Genomic DNA, 22214 nt, shown 5'->3' with positions numbered 1-22214 from the left:
GTAGTTTATATTACTATACCTTGGGGTTCTGGTGGCTATGCTTTTTTTTTGCTGGTAACTATAAACAAGATTAATCATTTATTCGCGTAATACATACGCGAACACTTCTTTTTTGTCCAAAGTCCAACAAGTTAAGCAGCACAAAAAATCGGGGCAGGTTCCAAACCCGCCCCAATCGCTTCTGATATACTGCGCCCAACAGCTGTGGCTACAGGCTTTAAACTATTAACTAGATGCACCATATCTTCTAAAGAAAGTGCTTGACGGGGATCAGAAACAGATTTTTCTGGTTCTGGGTGACATTCAATAATTAATCCATCTGCACCGCAAGCGATCGCAGCCCTAGCCAGAGGTGCCACCAGTTCCCGTTTCCCGACGGCATGGGAAGGATCTACAATCACAGGCAGGTGAGTTATTTGCTTGAGTGCTGCCACTGCCCCTAAATCTAAAACGTTGCGAGTGTAATCATCGAAACTGCGGATACCTCTTTCGCACAACACTACATTAGGATTTCCGTGGCTGAGGATATATTCAGCAGCCATGACGAATTCTTCAATAGTCGCTGCTAAACCACGCTTGAGTAATATTGGTTTACCAGCTTGTCCCAAAGCTTTGAGCAAGTCGAAGTTTTGCATATTGCGGCTACCAACCTGAAGCATATCAGCATGGGCGGCGACTACTTCAATTTGGGAAATTGACATCACCTCAGTGACAACTGGCATATTGTAAAGCGATCGCACCCTTGCCAAAATCTTCAATCCTTCCTCTCCCATACCCTGAAAAGCGTAGGGAGATGTGCGGGGTTTGTAGACACCGCCACGTAACCCCTGTATTGATGCAGTAGATAGCTTTTGGGCGACTATCTCCATTTGTTCTAAGCTTTCAACAGTGCAGGGGCCGCCGATAATTACCAGTTCTTTGCCGCCGAAAGCGACTTTTTCTGAGATTTTAACAATTGTCTGGTGATTTAGATGAGATTGTGCGGCAAGTTTGGCATTAATCATGGTTTCATTCTCCTAAAAAATTCAACAAAAAAGCCCGGAACCTTTGAAGAGTTCCGGGCGCGTTCTGATTCTTCGGCATGACGCTATTTACCCGGAACCTACTCTGGGCCAAAAGTAAAAGCCATAAAACCAGCTACTCAAATAAGTCATGACGATGAAATTCTCCTTAAAAAAACAAAAACCGCAGAGTTCGCTCTGCGGTTCACCGGGCGGTTTCCGTTAGGAAACTCAATTCACTCCCGGTGAACCGCCCTAAACCAAAAATAAAAGTAGTAATTTGTGTTAAGCATTTGCAGAGGTTTTTCTGGAAAATTTAATAAATATACTGACGTAAGTTAAAAATAACAGGAAGAGTAGGCGGTGTCAAGACCCCCACAAACCAGAAAAAAGCGATAGACTCAGTACAACTCTAGGAAGCAAAGCTAGTACAGTAGACATCTGGTAAAAAAAATTGTATAGACGTAGCAGTGCTACGTCTATACAAGGGTTCTGGGTAATGCATATTTAATTTCACCAGATGTCTAGTGTGGCGAGTTTGCCTATCTTTAACAAGTTGTTTGAGCAACTTGTGAGTCTGGTTAATTTGAAAAAATTGGCTTGTCACTATATATGGCCATCCAACCAGTGGTTGGATCACCAGAGACTTTTCAAACATCCTTTAAGCGATGACTTCCGTCCTTGAGAAGTTAAAATATCTAGTTCTTCTGACTTTTCACCTGACCTTATGAAAACTTATTGCAGAGAATTGACAGTCGCCATAGATTATTCTTACCCAAGTCATCGTTGACCAGATTAACTTTTTAGGATCATCAGCCTGATTATGCCCAGTTCCAAAATCTTGGCCCAATCTTTCGACTATTATGGAGTTTACCCCTGCCCAGTCTGTCGGATAGGTAAGATTTCTCATATGCCATTGATGGAAGCTATGGCTTGTGACTTTTGCCACGAGATTTTTACAGTTAACCTAGAACTACAGCAAATCAAAATGCCTTCTAGGCAACCACCCATAACTTGGCGTTGGAATGGGTTTACTTGGACAGAAGCCCAGTTGGAAGGTGTGGAATTAGGTTGGGGTTATGGACTAGCATCAGGAGTTTTTGTAATTCTTCCCACTACTTTAATTGGCATAGTAGCTTACTATTTTCCTGCTAATGTCAAGGAACCCATTACCTGGATGCCATATATTTGGACTATATTAACTTTCTTATCACATTTATCAATTGTTGTTTGGATTTTTATTGAAGTCTATCAGATTCCAGTTGCAGCATATTTGAGAGCGATCGCTCGATGGAGAAATGGAGAAATGGGGAGATGAGCAAGTGGGAGAAAGCAATCCCCAATAACAAATGATACAGCGAATAAAATGGCTCAATCATATCATGTCAGGTTGATTACTTACTAAACCCCAAGAACCCCACCCCGCCAAAGCTGTGCTTTGTCTCCCTGCCCCTAATCCCCAGAGGGGGCCCCGAGTTCCCCGCAAGCAGGGAGGGGATTAAGGGGAGCCAGTGCGGGGACAGGGGTCTCCCCAAGTACAGCATCTGGCGTGTGGGGTGCAATGACTGTGAGAATCATAACTAATTAGCCGGACATGATATCACTCATAATTAAGTTGATTGTCCACCAAAATATCGTATGAGCGATCTGGAGCAGTACTATAGAGTTTTGGAATTAGAGCCTGGGGCAACACTTGAGGAAGTGAACCAGGCTTACAAAGATTTAGTTTTTGTTTGGCATCCCGATCGCATTCCCAAAGACAATCTCCGTTTACAGCAGAAAGCACAAGACAAGCTCAAAGCCATAAATGAAGCTCGTGAAAAATTGCGCTCTCTAAAAACCAAACCTCAAACCACATTTAACTCACCGCCACCTCAACAGGAAAAACCATCTCAAACAACCCAGCGACCACCAAAGCAAAACTCAGACTTAAGTGGCAAAGACTACAGTCGGGCAAATTTGAGTAATAAAGACTTATCTGGCAGAAATCTGAGTTATGCCAATTTGAGTGGTGCTAATCTCAGCGATACTTTTATGCACAAAGTCAACCTCAGAGGTGCAAATTTATCTGAAGCAAATTTATTTCGGGCAAACCTACTTTTAGCGGATCTCAGAGAGGCAAATTTACGCGCTGCTAATTTGATTGGAGCCGATCTCAGTGGAGCCGATTTGCGAGGAGCCGACTTAACAGGAGCGCGGATTCGCTCTGGTGAGCGTCTTCTGGTTAAACTTGTTGGCACTAACTTAGCAGGAGCAATTATGCCTGATGGTTCAATTTATCAATAAGTGAGGTTGCGCTATCTATGACACAGAGTAAGTAGGTCGGCGTAATTAAAGTTAAAAATATTTGTAGGTTGGGTTGAGGAACGAAACCCAACATTTTATTTCTCTTTGTTGGGTTTCGCTTACGCTCAACCCAACCTACACATTTTTATCGTAAATTAAAGGTGTTAATTTTAGTTTGAACCGAACCGTATTGGGCAGCGATCTGGAGAGACTTAACGGGAAAAGTCAGATGATGTTTTCGTTGTAAAACATCAGTTTTAAATACTTTTATCAAATACCCAAAAGTATCTAATTATACAAATTTATGATAACCAATAATTTCACTAATTAGCAATCTCTGAAGCCGTAACTTATGACTATTAAAGGTTTTAAAGATCATGTTCTAGGAAGTAGATAAATAATTTGACATTTGCCAAATAAATTAGTGAGATGTATGTTATGGTTTTTATAGGAATCAAACAAATAAAGCACAAAAAGACTTCAATACAAGTTTGAGGCAAGCTCAAGAAAGTTTTTTTGCTCTGGTAAGTCCACTTCAATTAGCTACATCTTTTTTAAGGAAAATCTAAAACCAGATTGAGTAGGATAGTAGCCTTTGTAACAACTTGAAGTCAATTGAAATTTATCTGGGTATGAGCCAATAAGAGTTGGCTAGCCTAGCTAGAACATTACTCCCCAAAGGCAATTACTCTTGGAGTCTGGGAAGAAAGACTCTTAGTACAGCCTGACAAATCCATAGAAATACAGAATATTTACTAACTTAGTCTTGCGGGAGAAAACATTTTTAACCGGGAATTAAGTTGAAGTAGTTGCTGACTTTTGGAACGAAAACTCCAAGCAGAATGCTGCCGTTCCACTATTTTCAGGAATTTGATCATCATGTCACAAGTCACGAAGATATTGTCTAAGCCAGAGTGTTAGGGTTTGCCTGTGCAGGCATTATATTACTGCACCTGTAACTGCTACTTTTAGGCTCAAATTTATCTTGCTGCATCAATCACGAAACGAGAAGCGCTATAGAAGTTCTTGGCAACTTGACATCAGCAAAATCCGAGAAGTTGTAGCGACCATTTAAGAGTGGATTGCAATTTGGTTGGTTGTGTGGTTCTGGGAATAAATCTGCGTTGATTTGAATTCCTGCTGCAACCACTCTTGAGGCTTGAGCAACCATTTGGGATTCGTTACAACAACTGACAATGCTGAAGTCATAGTTTCAAAGGCTTCGTTATTAGGAGATTTCTCTATCCCTTAACCGATGTCTGATGACAAGTCGCTCTGTGTCTACTCTTAGTGGGTAAATATGTTCTGATTTTAACTGTTTTTGTCAGGGTGGGATATGTAGCGACAAGTTGCTACGCATATATGCCAACAGGCTCTACTTCCCTACAGCACCAAGGGTAAATATCTCACATCAAGCTTCTAACTCATCAATTAAATCATTGTAGGAAAACACAACCATGACTGAGCAAAAGATTAGACAAATAGCTTTCTATGGTAAAGGCGGTATTGGTAAATCTACCACTTCTCAAAACACCCTAGCAGCAATGGCTGAAATGGGTCAGCGCATTTTGATTGTCGGTTGCGACCCGAAAGCTGACTCTACCCGTTTGATGTTACACAGTAAAGCTCAAACAAGCGTTCTTCAATTGGCTGCTGAACGGGGCGCTGTAGAAGATATTGAACTCGAAGAAGTAATGCTTACGGGTTTCCGAGATGTACGTTGTGTGGAGTCTGGTGGCCCTGAACCTGGTGTGGGTTGCGCTGGTCGTGGTATTATCACCGCTATCAACTTCTTAGAAGAAAACGGTGCTTACAAAGATGTTGATTTTGTAAGTTACGACGTTTTGGGTGACGTTGTGTGTGGTGGTTTCGCTATGCCTATCCGCGAAGGTAAGGCACAAGAAATCTACATCGTTACCTCTGGTGAAATGATGGCGATGTATGCAGCTAACAACATTGCTCGTGGTGTTCTCAAATATGCTCACACTGGCGGCGTGCGCTTGGGTGGTTTGATTTGTAATAGCCGTAACGTTGACCGGGAAATCGACTTAATCGAAACCTTGGCAAAACGTTTGAATACCCAAATGATTCACTACGTACCTCGTGACAACATTGTACAACACGCAGAATTGCGCCGGATGACTGTTAACGAGTACGCACCTGACAGCAATCAAAGTAACGAATATCGGACATTGGCTCAAAAGATCATTGACAACAAGAACCTCACTGTCCCCACCCCCATTGAGATGGAAGAGTTAGAAGAGTTGTTGATTGAATTCGGTATCCTTGAAAGCGACGAAAATACCGCAATGCTAGTTGGCAAAACTGCTACTGAAGCAGCAGTCTAAACTATTGCTAAGTAAATAATGGTCTAGGGTGGGCAGCAGCCTACCCTTTCCCCAATTTTTAGGCCAATACAGAATTTTCTAATTTCATATCACATAATTTTTGTCAAGCTCAATTTTAGACCAGTGAAATCAGGATCTGAAATTGAGCTAGCTTACTTGATATCAAATACCTTCTAATAGCCTTATTACAGCCTCCAATCAGCAGCATGGGCCAACTCACCAAATGGCACGAAGTTCAGCTAAAAGCATTTTCTCTCAAGGATTTGCGTTGATTTTAGTGCCATTCGTACTCAGTAATTACATAAAGATAGAAATACTTGATGTGATTACAACTAGAGTGGCAAGCATCAAGAAGCTGTATCTGAGCAAAACTACTCAAAATTACTGAAAAATCAATTCACGTAGGTAAAATTTATGGCGAATATCAACGGAACTAACATTAGCGATCGCCTTTATGGTACAACGAGCAATGACCTAATTAAGGGCTTTGCAGGTAATGACTTTTTAGATGGTAACGGCGGCAACGATACGCTAGATGGTAGCTCTGGTAATGATAGCCTGAATGCCACCTCTTCTAATGGAAACAATACTTTCAAGGGTGGAAGTGGGTCTGATTACTTAGATGTTACCTATTCTTCTGGCAATAACACTTTAGACGGTGGCTCTGGGAATGATACTCTTAGCGCTTTCTCTTCTAGTGGGAGCAATACCCTTGTAGGTGGAAGTAGTAATGATCATCTGAATGTTTCCTCTTCTTCTGGGAATAACATCCTTAGTGGGGATGCAGGAGATGACAACCTGTATGTTAATTACTCTACTGCCGAGAATAAAGTTTCAGGTGGAACTGGGGCTGATTCTTTTTCCGCCTCTGGAGTGCAGAGTAAAAATACCTTCAATGGCGACGATGGTAGTGACTCCTTCTATTTCACCCCATATACTGCCTTCTCTTCTTTAGTAACGCAAACAGTAGATGGTGGAACAGGTGATGATTACTTGTCTGTCAATTACAGAAGTTCTGCTACTCAGGGTACTACTGCAACTTTCGATACTACCACTAACCAAGGCTCGATTCATCTGGGTACGAATCAGATTAGCTACAAGAATATCGAACGATTACGTATCAATGGTACAGCTTACGATGATAATATTGTTGGGAGCAATGGCAACGATTACCTGTCTGGGGGGAATGGTGGCAATGATACCCTCAATGGTGGCGCTGGTGACGATACCTTAAATGTTGACTATTTACGAAGTAATAATCTGCTCTCTGGTGGCGATGGCAATGATTCTCTCTCTGCCTCTGGCTTCTCCTCCTCCGACGACTACTACAGCGCATTTGGGAATAACACCCTCAATGGTGGTGCTGGTGACGATACCTTAAATGTTGACTATTCACGAAGTGATAATCTGCTCTCTGGTGGCGATGGCAATGATTATCTCTCTGCCTCTGGCTACTTCTCCTCCTACTACTACTACTACAGCGCATTGGGGAATAACACCCTCAATGGTGGCGCCGGTGATGATTCCTTAAATGTTGACTATTCAAAAGGTGATAATCTGCTCTCTGGTGGCGATGGCAATGATTATCTCTCTGCCTCTGGCTCCTACGACTACAGCTCATTTGGGAATAACACCCTCAATGGTGGCGCTGGTGATGATTCCTTAAATGTTGACTATTCAAAAGGTGATAATCTGCTCTCTGGTGGCGATGACAATGATTCTCTCTCTGCCTCTGGCTCCGAGGGCGACAGGGTATTTGGGAATAACACCCTCAATGGTGGCGCTGGTGATGATTCCTTAAATGTTGACTATTCACAAGGTGATAATCTGCTCTCTGGTGGCGATGGCAATGATTCTCTCTCTGCCTCTGGCTCCTACGACTACAACTACAACAACTACTACTACAGCGCACTTGGGAATAACACCCTCAATGGTGGCGCTGGTGATGATTCCTTAAATGTTGACTATTCAGAAGGTGATAATCTGCTCTCTGGTGGCGATGGCAATGATTCTCTCTCTGCCTCTGGCTACTCCTCCCCCTACTACTACAGCGCATTGGGGAATAACACCCTCAATGGTGGCGCTGGTGACGATACCTTAAATATAAGCTATTCGACAGGTAATAACCTACTTGATGGTGGCGATGGTAACGATTATCTCTCTGCCTTTGGCGCAACTGGCAATAACACGCTCATCGGTGGTGATGGAGATGACACTCTCTATGGTGGTGTTGGCAATGATATTCTGACAGGTGGAAGCGGTAATAATATCCTCTATGGATATGAGGGTACTGATACCTTTACCTTCAATAATTATAGTGGTGGGGTTGATAGTCTTTTTGACTTCGATGCAACTAATGAACTCATTCAGGTATCTGCTACTGGTTTTGGTGGTGGGTTATTAGCAGGTTTACTTTCAGCTAATCAGTTTACTCTCGGAACATCTGCAACCACCAGCGATCAGCGATTTATCTTTGATAACATTACAGGTGCATTGTATTTTGACCAAGATGGTAGCACTAGTGGATTTACTCAGGTAAAAACTGCACAACTGTATAATGGAATGTCAATCACTGAAAACAATTTTCTAGTTGTCTAACTGCGCTGCGATCGCCTCAAGGAAAAGCCCTATATTTTAAAACTTCTAAGTTTTAACTTAAAACGTTAAATAATACATCATTTGGGCGATCGCATCCCCAGTTAATTCCAACCGCCGTTGGAAATCAGCTAAGTTGCGGTAAGGCCCGGCTGATTGGCGATTTTGCACCACTGCTTGCGCCAGAGACAAATCTATAAATGGAATTTGTGCTAATTTTTCAACGGTTGCTGTATTCGGGTTGACTAAATGTGTAGGATTTTCTAAAGATTCGTGGTCATAGTAAATAAAATTCAGCAGAGGCTTTAATGGCTCCAGGCGCGGCGCTGGCATACCCAAAGCCGCAGCAATATCTTCAATACAGTAAAATTTCACACCCGAACGCGAAAGTTCTACAAGCGATCGCGCTTGGTGAATTGACAAACCTGGTAGACGTAACCAATCGTCTACAGTCGCTTGATTTGCATCAATGCGAATCCCTAATTTAGCGGCTATCTGAATTTCTTCCCCAGATTGTAGACGATAATAGGGATCGTTGAGTAGCTTGGCACGGAGTTTTTGCAGCTTAGGGTTCAAAGGTAGCCAGTTATCCATGATCGTCGCTCACCTCAAGAAATCTGGTCTAGCAATTGGCGGCGCTTTTGCTCAAATTCATACTCTGAAATCAGTCCATCCTGACGCAGAGCATCTAATTCACGCATAGCCTCAGCGATCGCTCCTACCTGATTACTCACCCGTTGTGAGTTCTTTGCTGCTGACTTACCTAGATTAAAATTATGATCAAAAGCTTCTTCGTCTTGGGCTAAATACCAAACTCCCTCAATGGCACTAGCTACCTTGGGGATAGGTGTCCAGGAAAGCAACACATACAACACACCCCACAATGGCTGTCCCAGGTAGAATTTATGTAATCCTGAAATGGTCAGTGTGCCAGAAAAAGCTAAAATAGCGGCAACACTTCGGCTTTTGCGCTTAGTCAACATATTCCTAACAAATATAGCAATACCACAATTCCTACAATAAGATAGCCAAAAGGAGCAGAAACAATTTAAAACTTACAATTCCAAATGTTCGCGTAGCGTCTGGTAGAGTACAAAAGTAACTGATGCAGTTTCGGAAAATCAAATTTTTGGTGATTGGCAAAAAACTTTTTTAGTAAAAATGTACTATTGATTTGGATTTAATTTAGGATTGCTATATGCAGAAGCTCAAGACAAATAACTAGATCAGTTTTATCAGGTGAGGAAACAAATGAGTGTACTGAATTTAGCTAAATCAAAAAGAAGCCTCTCGCCTACCCGGAACGGGAGGCGATGACATGAATTTTTGGGCGATGATAGCGTAGCGGTAGCGAGTCATCGAGCGTCGAAGTCCCACCCCTGAACAATATTTGATTTCAATCAGATGGGTGATAGGGTGGGCGACGAATCGCCAAACTTTGAACTAGGGTTCTCAACGCTTCAGACATCGGTATATCTAAACTTTGTGCAAACTCCTTTAAAAGTCCTAATTCCCTATCGTTAAGCCTTGTTTCAACTCTATTTGTTCTAGACATAGTTACGACAATTCGTCGTAACTATGATATCCTCAAATAGTGCAGGTTTAATCAAATTAATAGCTAACTGCTTCCTGCACGCAGTAAAATTGAAAACTCAGAGTATGAGGTTCTACCCAGTAACTAGACTTCATTGAAGTCGCTTTCTGTGGGTAGGTGAAACTCTAACAGTACAAAGGTGATGAACATTTTGTATTGTTCAAGTCTGCGGAGGGGCATCTCGTAGACTCTAAACAAAGCTCAGTTAATGTCCGACGGGATACCAGGAGTCGCTGAGAAGCCCACACTGTATGTAGTGCTTGCAGTCAGTGTGGGAGTATGTCACTATACTTACAGATATCAGTCTTGTGGCTTTATTTACTCACTTTAGAGAAAGGAAAGGTTCTTAAGTCCTGACAATTCAGGTTATGTGGAAAAGTCCACCAAAAACCTAAACCCCTAACCCCCTTCTCGATGCGGGAATGGGGGAATTCTATTTCTCTCTCCTTAAAGGAAGAGAGAAATAGAAGAGAGGTTTTCCAGATGACCTGAATTGTCAGCTTAAGTCAAGTGTTGAAATTTCGGTAACAAACCGTACTAAAACCGAAGCTTCGTGACTAGATTACTTCCCTAGACTAAAATAAAAACAGAAGTAAAACTATTAAGCTACTGAGTCTGGGCGCTCAGTTTAATATAGGCAATATGGGATTCTTCGATTCGGAAATAGTTCAACAAGAAGCAAAACAGCTGTTTGAGGATTATCAAGCACTGACTAAGCTTGGCAACGGCTACGGAAAATTTGACCGCGATGGCAAAATGCTCTTTATTGAGCAAATGGAATCCATGATGGATCGGTATCGCGTCTTTATGAAGCGCTTCGAGTTATCAGAAGATTTCATGGCACAAATGACAGTAGAACAACTGAAAACGCAATTAGGTCAGTTCGGTGTCACCCCCCAACAAATGTTTGACCAAATGCACGTGACTTTAGAACGGATGAAAGCCGAGCTAGAAAAACAACCTTAGTCAATTTTAGATTTTGGATTTTAGATTTTGCGGAAAGTCGGAGCGCCGCCTGACGACGATCTGTTAGCGCAGCGTTAGCGACGCAGGAGCCTCACTTTCCAATACAGATTTTGGATTAATTGCCAATCCAAAATCCAAGTTGCGCTAGAAGCGAAAGGTACGACGCAAAATCCCAAATTATTGGGACTTAGGACGAGAAAACTGGGAAGTTGGCTTGAAGTTTTCTACTGGTACGTTCTTAAGTGCTTTCTCCATAAAATCTTTCCAGATGGGAGCAACCATACCGCCACCGGTTGCACGGCTAGCTAATTGTCTGTTGTCGTCCCTCCCCACCCATACAGCAGTGGTTAGTTGTGGCACAGTGCCAACAAACCAAATATCTTTTTCTGAGGAGGTTGTTCCTGTCTTACCTGCGGTTGGACGGCCTAGAGCAGCACCTTTACCAGTACCATTAGTAATTACTGTTCGCATCACATCGATAATGGCTGCTGATGCCCAAGGATCGAGAACCAACTGGGGTTTAGGGGTGTTATCTAGCAGCACATTACCACTACTATCGGTGACACGGGCAATTACAGTTGGTGGAGATTGCCAGCCATAATTAGCAAAGGTAGCATAGGCACTAGCCATTTCTAGAGGGGTGACACCAATTGCACCAAGAGGTAAGGAAGTCACAGGTTCCATTGGACTCATAATCCCCAAGGTACGGCAGGCTTCTATGACTCTATTCATCCCTACAGTCTTACCAATTTTGATCACGGGAATATTGCGCGACTGGGCTAAAGCTGTGCGGATTGACATAGCTCCGCTAAAACCTCCATCATAATTCCTGGGAAAGTACCAACCGTCACCATCTCGATAGCTAACTGGAGCATCTACCACCGTCGAGTCCGGCCCATATTTACCAGTAGCAAAAGCAGTATAATATACAAACGGTTTAAAAGAAGATCCTGGTTGCCTTAGAGCTTGAGTTGCACGATTGAATTCACTGGTCTTAGGATCTACACCACCTACCAATGCTTTAATAAAATGTGTGCGTGGATCAATTGCCACCAAGGCTATTTGATTCTTAGATAATCCCTGCCTTAGGAGTGATTTGTGCCACTTAGCGACAGTTTCTTCTGCCATGATTTGGAAGTTGGCATCAACTGTAGTTTGCACCCGCATCCCGCCTTTGAGTAGTGCTTCCCGCCCAAACTTCTTTGCTAACTCCTGGGCTACGGTATTGGTTACATAGGGTAGGGCACTACCTTGAAAGGATTTGATTCTACCAAGTTTGATTTCTTGTTTGAGGGCATCGTCGTACTCTGACTGGCTGATCCAGTTTAACTCCAGCATCCGTCCTAGCACTTCTTTTTGTTTCTGTTTTGCCAGCTTCCTGTTCAGAAACGGGCTGAATTCTTCAGGTGCTTGGATCAAACCCGCCATCATTGCCGATTCACCCAAGTTTAAATATTCTGCTGACTTATTAAAGTAACTCCGTGCTGCCGTTTGTACACCATAATTGTTATGACCCCAATAAACTTGATTGAGGTACATTTCTAAAATTTCGTCTTTATTGAGAATTTGCTCTAACCGAATTGCTAGCACCGCCTCTGCTAACTTCCGGGTAAAGGCACGTTTTTGAGATAAAAACAGGTTTTTTACCAATTGCATAGTAACAGTAGAGCCACCCTCTTTGACTCCACCTGCTACGGCGTTAACTACTATAGCCCGGCCAACACCAGTGGGGTTGATACCGTGGTGATCGTAGAAGTGGCTATCTTCACTTGCTAATACTGCCCGTTTTAAGTTCGGAGAAATTCTATCTAGCGGTACGACTTCCCGGTTGGCTTCCCCGTGAATACTCGTTAAGAGTTTGCCTTTAACGTCATAAATGTAAGTCGTTTCTGAGGGGAAGAAATTACGTAGCTGTCTCACATCTGGCAAATTACGGAAACTAATTGCTAAACCAACCAGTCCTCCGGCTACAATGGAACTTGTCAGCATGGTGATTGAGAGGAGAGTACCGCCAGTTACCTGACCGACTCCTTTCAAAAACTCAAAACCTGATGAAGCCTGACGTTGTGGCTGTTTGTTTTCAAAAGTCCTAGACGACGACACGGCGATTTCACTTCCTCACTTATAAATTTAACTGTAATTGATTAGGCGAAGCAAGGCGGTTATTTTTTTGCAATTATAGTAGTTTGGCCGATGAGAAAGCGGATAAATTGCAAGTGTTTATAACCAACTTAACTTCTAGTGTGCAAAACATAGCTAATAATGAGTCTCTTAAGATGACGCAAGATTTTGCTTGGCTGCGTCGTGGTGTAGTAGAAGTTTTTCCACAATCAGTTGATGTTAACAGCGAAAGTTTAGAAAAGCGCTTACTAACTACAAATCAACCTTTAAGGATCAAATTGGGGATTGACCCCACGGGTACTGATATACACCTTGGTCATAGCATACCAGTACGAAAACTGCGAGGATTTCAAGATGCAGGTCATACAGCAGTTTTAATTATCGGCGATTTTACAGCGCGTATTGGCGATCCAACTGGTAAATCTGAAGTGCGTCGTCAACTTACAGAAGCAGATGTCGCGCAAAATGCTCAGACTTATCTTGACCAAGTACGTCCTATCTTGGATTTTGACACACCGGGAAGACTAGAGGTGCGCTATAACTCCGAATGGCTCTCTGGGCTGAACTTAGAGAAAATTTTGGAGTTACTCTCCACGATGACGGTGGGGCAGATGTTGGCGAAGGAAGGATTTGCCGATCGCTATAAAAAAGAGAATCCGATTTTCATCCATGAGTTCCTCTACCCGTTAATGCAAGGTTTTGATTCAGTTGCAGTTGAGGCAGATGTGGAATTGGGAGGGACTGATCAGAAATTTAACATTGCTGTGGGTAGAGATTTGCAGCGCCATTTTGGTCAAAAGCCTCAGTTTGGGATGCTGCTGCCAATTTTGATTGGCACAGATGGCGTGCAAAAAATGTCTAAGTCTTTAGGTAATTATATTGGATTGTCCGAACACCCAGGACAAAAATATCAAAAGTTGCAAGGAGTTCCCGATCATCTGCTGTCACAGTATTTTGAACTTTTGACGGATTTACCTTTGGCTCAACTCCCAGAAAATCCCCGCGATCGCCAGACACTTTTAGCATGGGAAATTGTCAAGCAGTACCACGGTGAAACCGCAGCCCAAGAAGCGAAAGAAGCAGCCGAAAGCGGCGGTAAGGAAGGTGCTGTTCCAGAATTTTCTCTAGCTGGTGTGGAGCAATTTCCGACTAAGTTAGCGTATATTCTTAATGTCACTGGCTTGTGTAAAAGTACGGGAGAAGGGAAGCGGAAAATTCAGGAGGGGGGAGTGCGCTTAGATGGCGATCGCATTACCGATATTGATACTACTTTTGCTGATCCTGCTGAGTTACAAGGTAAGGTTTTACAAGTTGGGAAAAATAAGTTTGTGCGTTTAGTGCCTTAAATAGAGAATGGGGAATCGCAAATGAACGCAGAACAACGAGTTATAGTGCCTTTGGATGTGCCAGATCAAGAAAGTGCGATCGCTCTTATAGATCAACTTCCGCAAGTGGTTTGGTGGAAAGTAGGCTTAGAGTTGTTTACCAGTACTGGCCCGAAAATTCTGGAAGTGCTAAAGTCCCGACAAAAGCGCATTTTTCTAGATTTAAAGTTTCACGATATCCCCAACACGATCGCTGGTGCAAGTCGTAGTGCAGCTAATTACGGTGTGGATTTATTGACAATTCATGCTGCATCTGGTATCGAAGCTCTAAAAGCTGCAACCGAGGCGACACAAGAAGGGGCTGCCCAAGCGGGTGTAAAACCGCCTAAATTAATTGCCATTACTTTGTTAACGAGCATTTCTGCTAGACAGTTGGCATTTGATTTAAAGATTCCCCTAGAATTACCCGAATACGCCTTAGAAATGGCACTACTGGCTCAAGAGGCGGGATTAGATGGGGCAGTTTGTTCGCCCCAAGAAGTAGCACAGTTGCGGCAGACTTGTAAAGATGACTTTTTACTAGTTTGTCCGGGAGTTAGACCAACTTGGGCAGATAAAGATGATCAAAGGCGATCGCTTACCCCAGCCCAAGCAATTATTGCTGGTGCAGATTATCTAGTTATTGGGCGTCCCATCACTGCTGCTACTGAGCCAGAATTAGCCTGGAAGAGGATTTATGAAGAGTTAAACTAAAGATCAAATAACGCAAGAACTTACTACACTGAATTGGCAAGACAGCACGCTCATATTGCCAACATCAGGCAAGATACAACGACTAAAATGACCACTGACATAAGCTGGAAAGCTGCTGTCATTAGAATCGAGGATCTGAACGTATCGGGCATGAAAGAAAACCACAAATTAGCTAGGGCTGTGAGTAATAATTGCTTTTACGAGATTCGTAGGCAGTTGACTTATAAACAACCCTTTTATGCCACTAGAGTTGAGTTGGTTGATAGATGGTTTCCTAGTTCTAAGATGTGTTCCAAGTGTGGACACATTCAACCGATGGGGTTGAGTGAGCGTGTTTATAATTGCGGTGGTTGTGGTCATGTTCAAGACCGCAATGAAAATGCGTCTGTGAACTTAATGAATGCACCCATACATAAAGTACGGTTGGCTTGACCGAAACTTAACGCCTCTGGACAAGAAGATGCCGACATCCTTGGTTGAAGGGGGAAGAAATCTCTGTTCTTAGCTTTGACTAAGTTTAGGTAAGTATTTTTAAGCAGTTAACCACAGTGACATGAAGCTAAGAGTCAGTGAAAAACTGGGGCATAGGGTATCTGATAATTCAGGTCATGTAGAAAAGCCCACGATTAACCTAACCCACTTCTGGACACGGAAAAGAGGAAAATTCAAAGTCTCTCTCCTAAAAGGAGAGAGATTTAGAGAGAGGTTTTCCAGATACCGTCAAAAGTCAGATGGAGTGCAGAGTGTAGGGGAAAAAAATCTTGCCTCTTCGCTCACCAAGAAAAATTATAGTTGCCTTTTAGCTTGTGGCTTCTGGGTTTTAGTGTCAAATAGCCTTGTTTACCCAGCGTTCTCGACAAACTTCACCTCTAAACCGCCGCCAACAGAAAGAGAAAATGTCAATACGGAGGTGAAGTCTTTATGTTCTGAGCAAAATTTAGAAACATTTACTATACAGCTACTGCAAGATTTACCTAGTTATACCAATCGCGCTAGTCAACGCGCCCGCCGCCTCAGTAGAAGTAGTGATATTTACAGTTATATACTAGTGGCAGGAAAACCTGAGTTTGCTCCTCTGCCCCTTAACCTTGAAGAATATAGTGCAGATGCCCCTAAAAGTACTGCATCAGGAGTTGAGCAAGTTTTCTTTACTACCTTGGAGCGGCAATACATCGGAAAGAAAGCGGTAGAATTGCAGCAATTCCACTGGCTATTGTTGACTAAAACTAAAAGTGGTTGGCGACTAGTGATGATGTTTTCTCAAACTGGTTCTCATTCAGCACAGCAGCCACTATCCCCGCCACGCGATAGTAGTAACGGTACTGTTGCCCAAGGGGTTAAAACTTGGTTGCGCGATTGTCAAGCTGGAAGTGTAAGTAGGTTGGCGCAATTAAAGTGAACTGGCTAAGGGTGTCATTTGTCATTTGTCATTTGTCATTTGTTATTTGTCATTAGTAAGGGTTTTAAGCTTATTTACGTTTCGTAACATACTTAAGCTTTTTCGCACTATCGTACTTATAGTAGTTGTATCAGTTTTTCATTATTTTGCGTAAGTCCTGGTTTTGATCAACAAGCTCAAAGGCTTTATTGATATTGATATAAGTTTTATCGCGATGTCTACGACGGGCTACGCCTACGCTTATTTGGATGCAATACACTACCCCACTAGCTTGTATCAGTGGAATTGCACATATGTCTTTAGGAAGATATTGATGAAATATAGCTGATAAATAGCTAAAAAAAGCAGACATTATTTAAAAACGAAGACTGGCTTGAATTTAAGCGTTGTAACTCCCATTTTTTGACGATAACATGAGGATAAGTTTATTTTTAGCTTCCCAAGCCGCGTTTAGAGTCAGTTTTTTTTATGGACATTCAGTTAATCAACATTGGCTTTGGTAACATCGTGTCTGCCAACCGAGTAGTTGCCATTGTCAGTCCAGAGTCTGCCCCAATCAAGCGGATTATTACCGATGCACGGGACAGAGGTCAGCTGGTTGATGCAACTTACGGTCGTCGGACTAGAGCTGTTATTATCACCGATTCCAGCCACGTAATTCTGTCAGCGATTCAGCCGGAAACAGTAGCGAATCGCTTTGTGATTTCCCGCGATCATCAAACTGTAGATAATTGACTAGTATTGTCATTGGTCATTGGTCATTGGTCATTGGTCATTAGTAAGGGTTTTAAGCTTATTTACGTTTTGCAACATACTTGGGTTTTTTCGCACCAACGTACTTACTAACACTCGGATTTCTCACAAAGATTTAAACGACTAACCCAAAAGGTTTATGCCACTTAGACTTGAGATAAAATACCTCGTTCACTATAGTGTTGTGATTCGTGCAGTGTCTAAAACGCTCAAAATCTAGAGCTTTAATAAAGGTTTAGCCACTAGTGGACTTGGCCAGGAACACAAGACTAATGAATAATATCTATTGATTGATTCACAGGTTGAAGGGATGATGCCAGTTTTACCCATCCAGAATAGTGCTACTACCGAAGAATGCTTACATTTAGGCAGGTTGATTGTCTTAACTGGCCCCAGTGGGGTCGGTAAAGGTACTTTAATGCGATCGCTCCTAGAGCGTCATCCAGAACTCTATTATTCTGTATCCGTGACGACTCGTTCTCCCCGTCCAGGGGAAATCGATGGCAAAAGTTACTATTTTATCAGCCGCACAAAGTTTGAACAATTAGTTGCTGAAGGCGAATTTTTAGAATGGGCAGAATTTGCTGGTAACTGTTACGGCACACCCCGTGAAGCTGTACTTAACCAAATTCATTCCGGTAAGTTGGTGGTGCTGGAAATTGAACTAGAAGGGGCAAGACAAATTCGTGCTTCCTTCCCCAGTGCCCTGAGCATTTTTATTTTACCGCCTACTTTTGATGAATTGGAGAAACGGATACGCTCTCGTGCCCAAGACTCTGAAGAGGCGATCGCCCGTCGTCTGCTTTGCGCCCAAAAAGAAATTCAAGCCGCAGATGAATTTGATATTCAAATCGTTAATGACGATTTTGAAACTGCTTTAAATGACATTGAAGCAGTTTTGTTTAAATAAGTTAAAAGTGAGGAGTTAAAAGTTATGAATTTAAACTCCTAACTCCTAACTCCTAACTCCTAACTCCTACTAATTAACCAAATAGACCTTGAATTAGTGCAAAATTACTAGTCAAAAAGTAAGCAACTACTGCACCACCAATACCACCAATCAAGAAAGAACTGGCGAAGTTGTTCCAGCTTTCTTTAGAGTTAAAAGCATCCATCGGAGGATTGGGTACGGTAACACTAGCAAGTGCTTTCCCAGGATTGCTATTGGCATACAGGGATAGACAAGCGGTAAGAACAACAACCAAGCCGATACCTCCCAGCAACCCAGCTAAGTTAGCGTTAGCTGTGTCCCGCAGTGGCCCCAATTTGGCAAAGGGGCCAAATAGCAAGTAACCATGAGCCATACCAACTTCTAAACCGCGTCTAGCAGGAGCCAGACCGGGGCGATAGGCAGGTAAGTTATTAATAAACCACTTAATCAAGGGAAAAGAATTAACCGGGGTTTCTAGATTCCCTAGCTGTGGATCCCCGAATGCGGGAAAAACAACTTCCCGATTTCTGGGATCGCTGGGAAGATTCTTTGATGCATCTACTGCTTGTGCCATATTTTATGTTCGCCTCTAAATTAAAATGGTGGCATTTTCATATTAATAATATTTGTCGCTAAAGATGTTTTTTAGCTAAGAAGTTTAGAAAAATTAATTTAGTGAGTTGAAAGTTGTGAAACTCGCGATCTGTAAACAGAATCACGAGTTTCAGAAAACTATTTTTGCTGACTATTTTGGTGATAATTCTGCCTCAATAAGCTGAATACATCAACTACACAATATTAGGCAAAAAACAAGACATTGATTGAACTGTCCTCAATTCCAACTCACACTTATGGCATTGGGTGGAAAAGTAGGTCGGGGAAAAAGCGGTTGAATTCAATCAAGATCCCGGCGGTGATGGTCAGCCAGATCGTAGCTGCCACGGGCGCTGTGGAAATGAATTTAATCAAATAAGCTGATTGGTCGCCTTTGTCTGCCATGAATTTAGTCTCCAAAACAAATGAATTAGTTAAGCTGATCTAGCGTGGGGAAACAGGGATTTCTGAATCCTTGGCTGTTAATTTGCCAGAGAGAAGTTCTTGGACTGCTGCTGCTGGCCAAGCAAAGCCTGACGCCATTAAGGGTAATGCCAAACCAAGATCGATTTGGATTTCTTTGAGTTCAGTGTCAGATTCCTTTTTGATCGCTTGCAGATAGGCACGACCTACCCAACCAATCCAACCAGTAATATATAGAAACAGAATGCTAGGGATCAAAAAGTCACCAGCACGATCTAGACGACCATCAACAATCAAGTGAGGATAACCCTCAGGGCCGCACAGCGCCTGAGAATAACGCTCAAACCGCTTTTTCCCAGATTGGGGATCGGCAGTCGTATTACGGGCATTAGCTGCTAGCTCTTGAAAAGCGGGATTGTCCTTGCACGGTGTCAAGTTAGCCCCTAAAGCTTGTGCTGGGGGGGCAAAATTGAACCAAAGACAGATCGCTAACATCAAAGCAAACAATCGTCGCATAGAGTTGTTTCCTTTTATTACAAAACAAAGAGTTTCTTGTACAAAACGAAGCGGCTTGTACGGTTTGTTTATTTGCATAACTAGGAAGTCATCATACTCTTGGGTGGGAACCGAGTAAAGTTTAAGTAAATAAAAGTTAAAGCTTCTCAACCAAAATCGAGCGTTGAATGCCCAAAAAGAAGTGCCAAGTATCAGAATTGTTGTTGTAGGGTAGTAAAGAAGCAAGATTTTCTCTCTATTATTCAGGACTCCAGACTCCGCACTCAGTACTCATTACTCTCAATGGCAACCGTTTTAGCAATAGAAACCAGCTGTGATGAAACTGCCGTCGCAATTGTTAACAATCGTAAAGTTTGCAGCAGTATTGTCGCCTCGCAAATTTTAGTCCATCAGCAGTACGGTGGAGTAGTACCAGAAGTTGCGTCTCGCCAGCACTTGGAAACGATAAATGTTGCGATCGCACAAGCTCTAGAACAAGCCCAACTAAACTGGGGAAAAATTGACGCAATTGCTGCCACTTGTGCCCCTGGACTTGTGGGAGCGCTGTTGGTGGGGTTAACTGCTGCCAAAACCCTGGCAATGGTACACAACAAGCCATTTTTGGGAGTTCATCACCTCGAAGGTCACATTTACGCAACTTACTTGAGCGAATCAACTTTAAATCCCCCTTTCCTTAGCTTACTGGTTTCAGGCGGACATACAAGCTTGATTTATGTCAAAGATTGTGGTACATACGAAACTTTAGGACAAACTCGTGATGATGCTGCGGGTGAAGCCTTTGATAAAGTGGCGCGATTGTTAAAGCTGGGTTATCCGGGTGGGCCAGTGATTGACAAGTTAGCGCAGCAGGGGAATCCTCAAGCCTTTGCCCTACCAGAAGGAAGAGTTTCTGTACCTGGTGGGGGGGTTCATCGTTATGATACGAGTTTTAGTGGGTTAAAAACGGCTGTATTGCGTTTAGTGCAGCAGTTAGAGAAAGATGGAGGACAAGTGCCAGTAGCAGATGTAGCAGCTAGCTTTCAGGATACTGTAGCGCGATCGCTAACCAAAAGAGCGATCGCCTGTGCCCTTGACTATGGTCTAGATACAATTGCCATTGGTGGCGGCGTAGCAGCTAATAGCGGGTTGAGAAAAAACCTCCAAGCCGCCGCCATTGAACATAATCTACGCGTCCTATTCCCACCTCTAAAATTCTGTACCGATAACGCCGCTATGATCGGCTGTGCCGCAGCTGACCATCTATCCCGTGGTCATACATCCCCTCTGACACTAGGCGTTGAGTCTAGGTTAGCCCTTACTCAGGTGATGAAGTTGTATCATTTTGAGTAGTCATTGGTCATTTGTCATTTGTTATTTGTCAGTTGTTATTTGTTATTTGTCACCACCAATGCGCCATGGCCGATGCCCAATGCCCTTTAGCTATTGACTATCGCTCGGATGTGATCAGCCACAGCATCCGGCTGCTCGAGCATAGCCAGGTGTCCGCAATTAGGAATTTCTAAAACATTATCACCACAGTATTGGAACAGTCTGTGAAAGCTAGCTAAATGGCGCACATACTTGGGTTCCATAACCTTGTCTTCCGCACCAGCTAAAAAATAAACTGGCTGCTTGAGTTGGGATACTAGCTCAGGTAAACGATTGATTTCTTCTTCGGTTGTGGAGTCTAACAAAGTTCCCAGAGCCGCTTCTGGGTCAGCCACTACAAAATCTATTACCCTCTGACGTGCCCAATAGCGCTCCAAAGGACGAGCTACACTCGCTCTGGTAAACAGTAAATCAATCAAAGGCACTTGGGACAGCCAGCGCGGGCGAACTTGCAAAAATTTCTGACCCGCCGAGCGAAACTGCTCAAAGGCTTCTTTAAGGTAAATACCACCGCCAGCGTTGATACAAATAACTCCCTTAACACATTCAGGTATTTGATCTGCTCCCCAAAGAGCGATCGTACCTCCCAATGAGTGACCAATTAGCCAAGCACTGGTAATATTCAACTGTTTCAGGAGAATTGCTAAATCCTGAGCATAGGCAGCAGGAGTATAAAGAGAATCGATTGATGAGCCAACCGCATTACTAGAGATGGGTGGTGTCAGGCTCAAAGACGTTTGTGTCCGACTAGAATCGGTTTTTACCTGGGACTGGGATTCACCAAAACCCCGCAAATCATAGGAAAGGCACTGCAAATCATCTGATAGGCGGGAAATCACAGGTTGCCAATATCCACGGCTATTGAGCCAACCGTGGATAAATACTAAAGCATGGGGGCAGGAAGTGGGAGCCGTTAGCTCGTATGCGTGTGGAACGCCCAAGATTTCGATAGTTGCCATACTTATATCGTACCCTTAAGAGCGGGTGCGACTAAATACGAAGTTAGAAGTTAGGAGTTATGAGTTAGGAGTTGTTAATTTTTAACTCCTCACTTTTTTCATTTACCCAGCAACCTCTGTCGCACTCCTTCAGCAATTTTGTGACCCAGATATTCCGGAATGAGGCTTTCATTTGGCCCCAATAAGTAGAGAATTAGGCGTGTACGTCCGCGCCAAACCAGTAAATTGGCATTGACTACCAGAAGGTCTTCCTGCCAGATAGCGTACATCACTTTGTAGAAT

20 protein-coding genes and 2 pseudogenes are annotated in these 22214 nt (G+C 43.0%); 12 read left to right on the top strand and 10 right to left on the bottom strand.

Annotated features, from left to right (window positions below):
- Positions 1-131 precede the first annotated feature (131 nt).
- Positions 132-1004 (bottom strand): 3-deoxy-7-phosphoheptulonate synthase, encoded by an 873-nt coding sequence (gene aroF, locus LC605_RS21050; RefSeq protein ID WP_229549462.1) that lies wholly within the window; start codon positions 1002-1004, stop codon positions 132-134.
- An 820-nt stretch (positions 1005-1824) separates the two neighbouring features.
- Here aroF and LC605_RS21045 point away from each other — a divergent pair.
- The 4 genes from LC605_RS21045 (at position 1825) to LC605_RS21030 (ending at position 8233) form a co-directional block, all read left to right on the top strand.
- Entirely contained in the window at positions 1825-2319 is a 495-nt protein-coding gene (locus tag LC605_RS21045; RefSeq protein WP_229549461.1) for a hypothetical protein, read from the top strand.
- Between the two features lie 320 nt (positions 2320-2639).
- Complete coding sequence (locus LC605_RS21040; RefSeq protein WP_229549460.1) at positions 2640-3287, top strand: pentapeptide repeat-containing protein; 648 nt, start codon at positions 2640-2642, stop codon at positions 3285-3287.
- 1457 nt (positions 3288-4744) lie between these two features.
- The gene (nifH, locus tag LC605_RS21035) at positions 4745-5635 is read left to right on the top strand and encodes a nitrogenase iron protein (RefSeq protein WP_229549459.1); all 891 of its coding nucleotides are present in this window, start codon (positions 4745-4747) and stop codon (positions 5633-5635) included.
- 414 nt (positions 5636-6049) lie between these two features.
- Positions 6050-8233, top strand: coding sequence for a calcium-binding protein (locus LC605_RS21030; RefSeq protein ID WP_229549458.1), 2184 nt, complete (start codon positions 6050-6052; stop codon positions 8231-8233).
- Positions 8234-8290: 57 nt separating this feature from the next.
- On the opposite strand, the gene LC605_RS21025 is transcribed toward LC605_RS21030, so the two are convergent.
- The 3 genes from LC605_RS21025 to LC605_RS21015 form a co-directional block, all read right to left on the bottom strand.
- Positions 8291-8824: a ComEA family DNA-binding protein gene (locus LC605_RS21025; protein WP_229549457.1), complete on the bottom strand. Its 534-nt coding sequence runs from the start codon at positions 8822-8824 to the stop codon at positions 8291-8293.
- Positions 8825-8838: 14 nt separating this feature from the next.
- Positions 8839-9213 carry an NINE protein gene (locus LC605_RS21020; RefSeq protein WP_229549456.1) on the bottom strand — a complete coding sequence of 125 codons (375 nt, stop codon included), beginning with the start codon at positions 9211-9213 and terminating at the stop codon, positions 8839-8841.
- A 413-nt stretch (positions 9214-9626) separates the two neighbouring features.
- Positions 9627-9785, bottom strand: coding sequence for a hypothetical protein (locus LC605_RS21015; protein ID WP_229549455.1), 159 nt, complete (start codon positions 9783-9785; stop codon positions 9627-9629).
- Positions 9786-10466: 681 nt separating this feature from the next.
- Here LC605_RS21015 and LC605_RS21010 point away from each other — a divergent pair.
- Positions 10467-10790: a DUF1825 family protein gene (locus LC605_RS21010; RefSeq protein WP_229549454.1), complete on the top strand. Its 324-nt coding sequence runs from the start codon at positions 10467-10469 to the stop codon at positions 10788-10790.
- A 177-nt stretch (positions 10791-10967) separates the two neighbouring features.
- On the opposite strand, the gene LC605_RS21005 is transcribed toward LC605_RS21010, so the two are convergent.
- The gene (locus LC605_RS21005; protein ID WP_229549452.1) at positions 10968-12893 is read right to left on the bottom strand and encodes a transglycosylase domain-containing protein; all 1926 of its coding nucleotides are present in this window, start codon (positions 12891-12893) and stop codon (positions 10968-10970) included.
- A 173-nt stretch (positions 12894-13066) separates the two neighbouring features.
- Here LC605_RS21005 and tyrS point away from each other — a divergent pair, with 173 nt between their 5' ends.
- The 6 genes and pseudogenes from tyrS (at position 13067) to gmk (ending at position 18051) form a co-directional block, all read left to right on the top strand.
- Entirely contained in the window at positions 13067-14257 is a 1191-nt protein-coding gene (gene tyrS, locus LC605_RS21000) for a tyrosine--tRNA ligase (RefSeq protein ID WP_229549451.1), read from the top strand.
- Between the two features lie 21 nt (positions 14258-14278).
- Entirely contained in the window at positions 14279-14989 is a 711-nt protein-coding gene (gene pyrF, locus LC605_RS20995) for an orotidine-5'-phosphate decarboxylase (RefSeq protein WP_229549450.1), read from the top strand.
- A 15-nt stretch (positions 14990-15004) separates the two neighbouring features.
- Positions 15005-15421, top strand: a pseudogene (locus LC605_RS20990) (RNA-guided endonuclease InsQ/TnpB family protein); the annotation flags it as partial.
- A 304-nt stretch (positions 15422-15725) separates the two neighbouring features.
- A complete protein-coding gene (locus LC605_RS20985; protein WP_229549464.1) occupies positions 15726-16388 on the top strand; it encodes a hypothetical protein in 663 nt (220 codons plus the stop codon).
- 468 nt (positions 16389-16856) lie between these two features.
- Positions 16857-17123, top strand: coding sequence for an extracellular matrix/biofilm regulator RemA (remA, locus tag LC605_RS20980; protein ID WP_016949896.1), 267 nt, complete (start codon positions 16857-16859; stop codon positions 17121-17123).
- A gap of 328 nt (positions 17124-17451) precedes the next feature.
- Complete coding sequence (gene gmk / locus LC605_RS20975; protein ID WP_229549463.1) at positions 17452-18051, top strand: guanylate kinase; 600 nt, start codon at positions 17452-17454, stop codon at positions 18049-18051.
- Positions 18052-18124: 73 nt separating this feature from the next.
- Here gmk and LC605_RS20970 read toward each other — a convergent pair whose 3' ends face one another.
- The 3 genes from LC605_RS20970 to LC605_RS20960 all read right to left on the bottom strand — a co-directional run bounded on the left by LC605_RS20970 (position 18125) and on the right by LC605_RS20960 (position 19605).
- Positions 18125-18646, bottom strand: a complete 522-nt coding sequence (locus LC605_RS20970) for a photosystem I reaction center protein subunit XI (RefSeq protein WP_229549448.1) — start codon at positions 18644-18646, stop codon at positions 18125-18127.
- Positions 18647-18921: 275 nt separating this feature from the next.
- Positions 18922-19071: a photosystem I reaction center subunit IX gene (psaJ, locus tag LC605_RS20965; RefSeq protein WP_229549447.1), complete on the bottom strand. Its 150-nt coding sequence runs from the start codon at positions 19069-19071 to the stop codon at positions 18922-18924.
- 39 nt (positions 19072-19110) lie between these two features.
- Positions 19111-19605, bottom strand: a complete 495-nt coding sequence (locus LC605_RS20960) for a Photosystem I reaction center subunit III (protein ID WP_229549446.1) — start codon at positions 19603-19605, stop codon at positions 19111-19113.
- 282 nt (positions 19606-19887) lie between these two features.
- On the opposite strand from LC605_RS20960, the gene tsaD reads away from it, so the two are divergent.
- Positions 19888-20934: a tRNA (adenosine(37)-N6)-threonylcarbamoyltransferase complex transferase subunit TsaD gene (tsaD, locus tag LC605_RS20955; RefSeq protein ID WP_229549445.1), complete on the top strand. Its 1047-nt coding sequence runs from the start codon at positions 19888-19890 to the stop codon at positions 20932-20934.
- 86 nt (positions 20935-21020) lie between these two features.
- Here tsaD and LC605_RS20950 read toward each other — a convergent pair whose 3' ends face one another.
- Positions 21021-21932, bottom strand: coding sequence for an alpha/beta fold hydrolase (locus LC605_RS20950; RefSeq protein ID WP_229549444.1), 912 nt, complete (start codon positions 21930-21932; stop codon positions 21021-21023).
- A 98-nt stretch (positions 21933-22030) separates the two neighbouring features.
- Positions 22031-22214: pseudogene (locus tag LC605_RS20945) on the bottom strand (hypothetical protein); the annotation flags it as partial.

The sequence above is a fragment of the Nostoc sp. CHAB 5836 genome (assembly GCF_020829445.1).
Taxonomy (GTDB): domain Bacteria; phylum Cyanobacteriota; class Cyanobacteriia; order Cyanobacteriales; family Nostocaceae; genus Nostoc.
Note: the sequence above shows the minus strand (reverse complement) of the source record. Positions and strands in the feature narration are given on the sequence as shown.

Bases quoted from the DNA above. Each gene is read 5' to 3' on its own strand.
- aroF (WP_229549462.1), bottom strand. From the start codon at position 1,004: ATGATTAATGCCAAACTTGCCGCACAATCTCATCTAAATCACCAGACA.
- LC605_RS21045 (WP_229549461.1), top strand. From the start codon at position 1,825: ATGCCCAGTTCCAAAATCTTGGCCCAATCTTTCGACTATTATGGAGTT.
- LC605_RS21040 (WP_229549460.1), top strand. From the start codon at position 2,640: ATGAGCGATCTGGAGCAGTACTATAGAGTTTTGGAATTAGAGCCTGGG.
- nifH (WP_229549459.1), top strand. From the start codon at position 4,745: ATGACTGAGCAAAAGATTAGACAAATAGCTTTCTATGGTAAAGGCGGT.
- LC605_RS21030 (WP_229549458.1), top strand. From the start codon at position 6,050: ATGGCGAATATCAACGGAACTAACATTAGCGATCGCCTTTATGGTACA.
- LC605_RS21025 (WP_229549457.1), bottom strand. From the start codon at position 8,824: ATGGATAACTGGCTACCTTTGAACCCTAAGCTGCAAAAACTCCGTGCC.
- LC605_RS21020 (WP_229549456.1), bottom strand. From the start codon at position 9,213: ATGTTGACTAAGCGCAAAAGCCGAAGTGTTGCCGCTATTTTAGCTTTT.
- LC605_RS21015 (WP_229549455.1), bottom strand. From the start codon at position 9,785: ATGTCTAGAACAAATAGAGTTGAAACAAGGCTTAACGATAGGGAATTA.
- LC605_RS21010 (WP_229549454.1), top strand. From the start codon at position 10,467: ATGGGATTCTTCGATTCGGAAATAGTTCAACAAGAAGCAAAACAGCTG.
- tyrS (WP_229549451.1), top strand. From the start codon at position 13,067: ATGACGCAAGATTTTGCTTGGCTGCGTCGTGGTGTAGTAGAAGTTTTT.
- pyrF (WP_229549450.1), top strand. From the start codon at position 14,279: ATGAACGCAGAACAACGAGTTATAGTGCCTTTGGATGTGCCAGATCAA.
- remA (WP_016949896.1), top strand. From the start codon at position 16,857: ATGGACATTCAGTTAATCAACATTGGCTTTGGTAACATCGTGTCTGCC.
- gmk (WP_229549463.1), top strand. From the start codon at position 17,452: ATGATGCCAGTTTTACCCATCCAGAATAGTGCTACTACCGAAGAATGC.
- LC605_RS20970 (WP_229549448.1), bottom strand. From the start codon at position 18,646: ATGGCACAAGCAGTAGATGCATCAAAGAATCTTCCCAGCGATCCCAGA.
- psaJ (WP_229549447.1), bottom strand. From the start codon at position 19,071: ATGGCAGACAAAGGCGACCAATCAGCTTATTTGATTAAATTCATTTCC.
- LC605_RS20960 (WP_229549446.1), bottom strand. From the start codon at position 19,605: ATGCGACGATTGTTTGCTTTGATGTTAGCGATCTGTCTTTGGTTCAAT.
- tsaD (WP_229549445.1), top strand. From the start codon at position 19,888: ATGGCAACCGTTTTAGCAATAGAAACCAGCTGTGATGAAACTGCCGTC.
- LC605_RS20950 (WP_229549444.1), bottom strand. From the start codon at position 21,932: ATGGCAACTATCGAAATCTTGGGCGTTCCACACGCATACGAGCTAACG.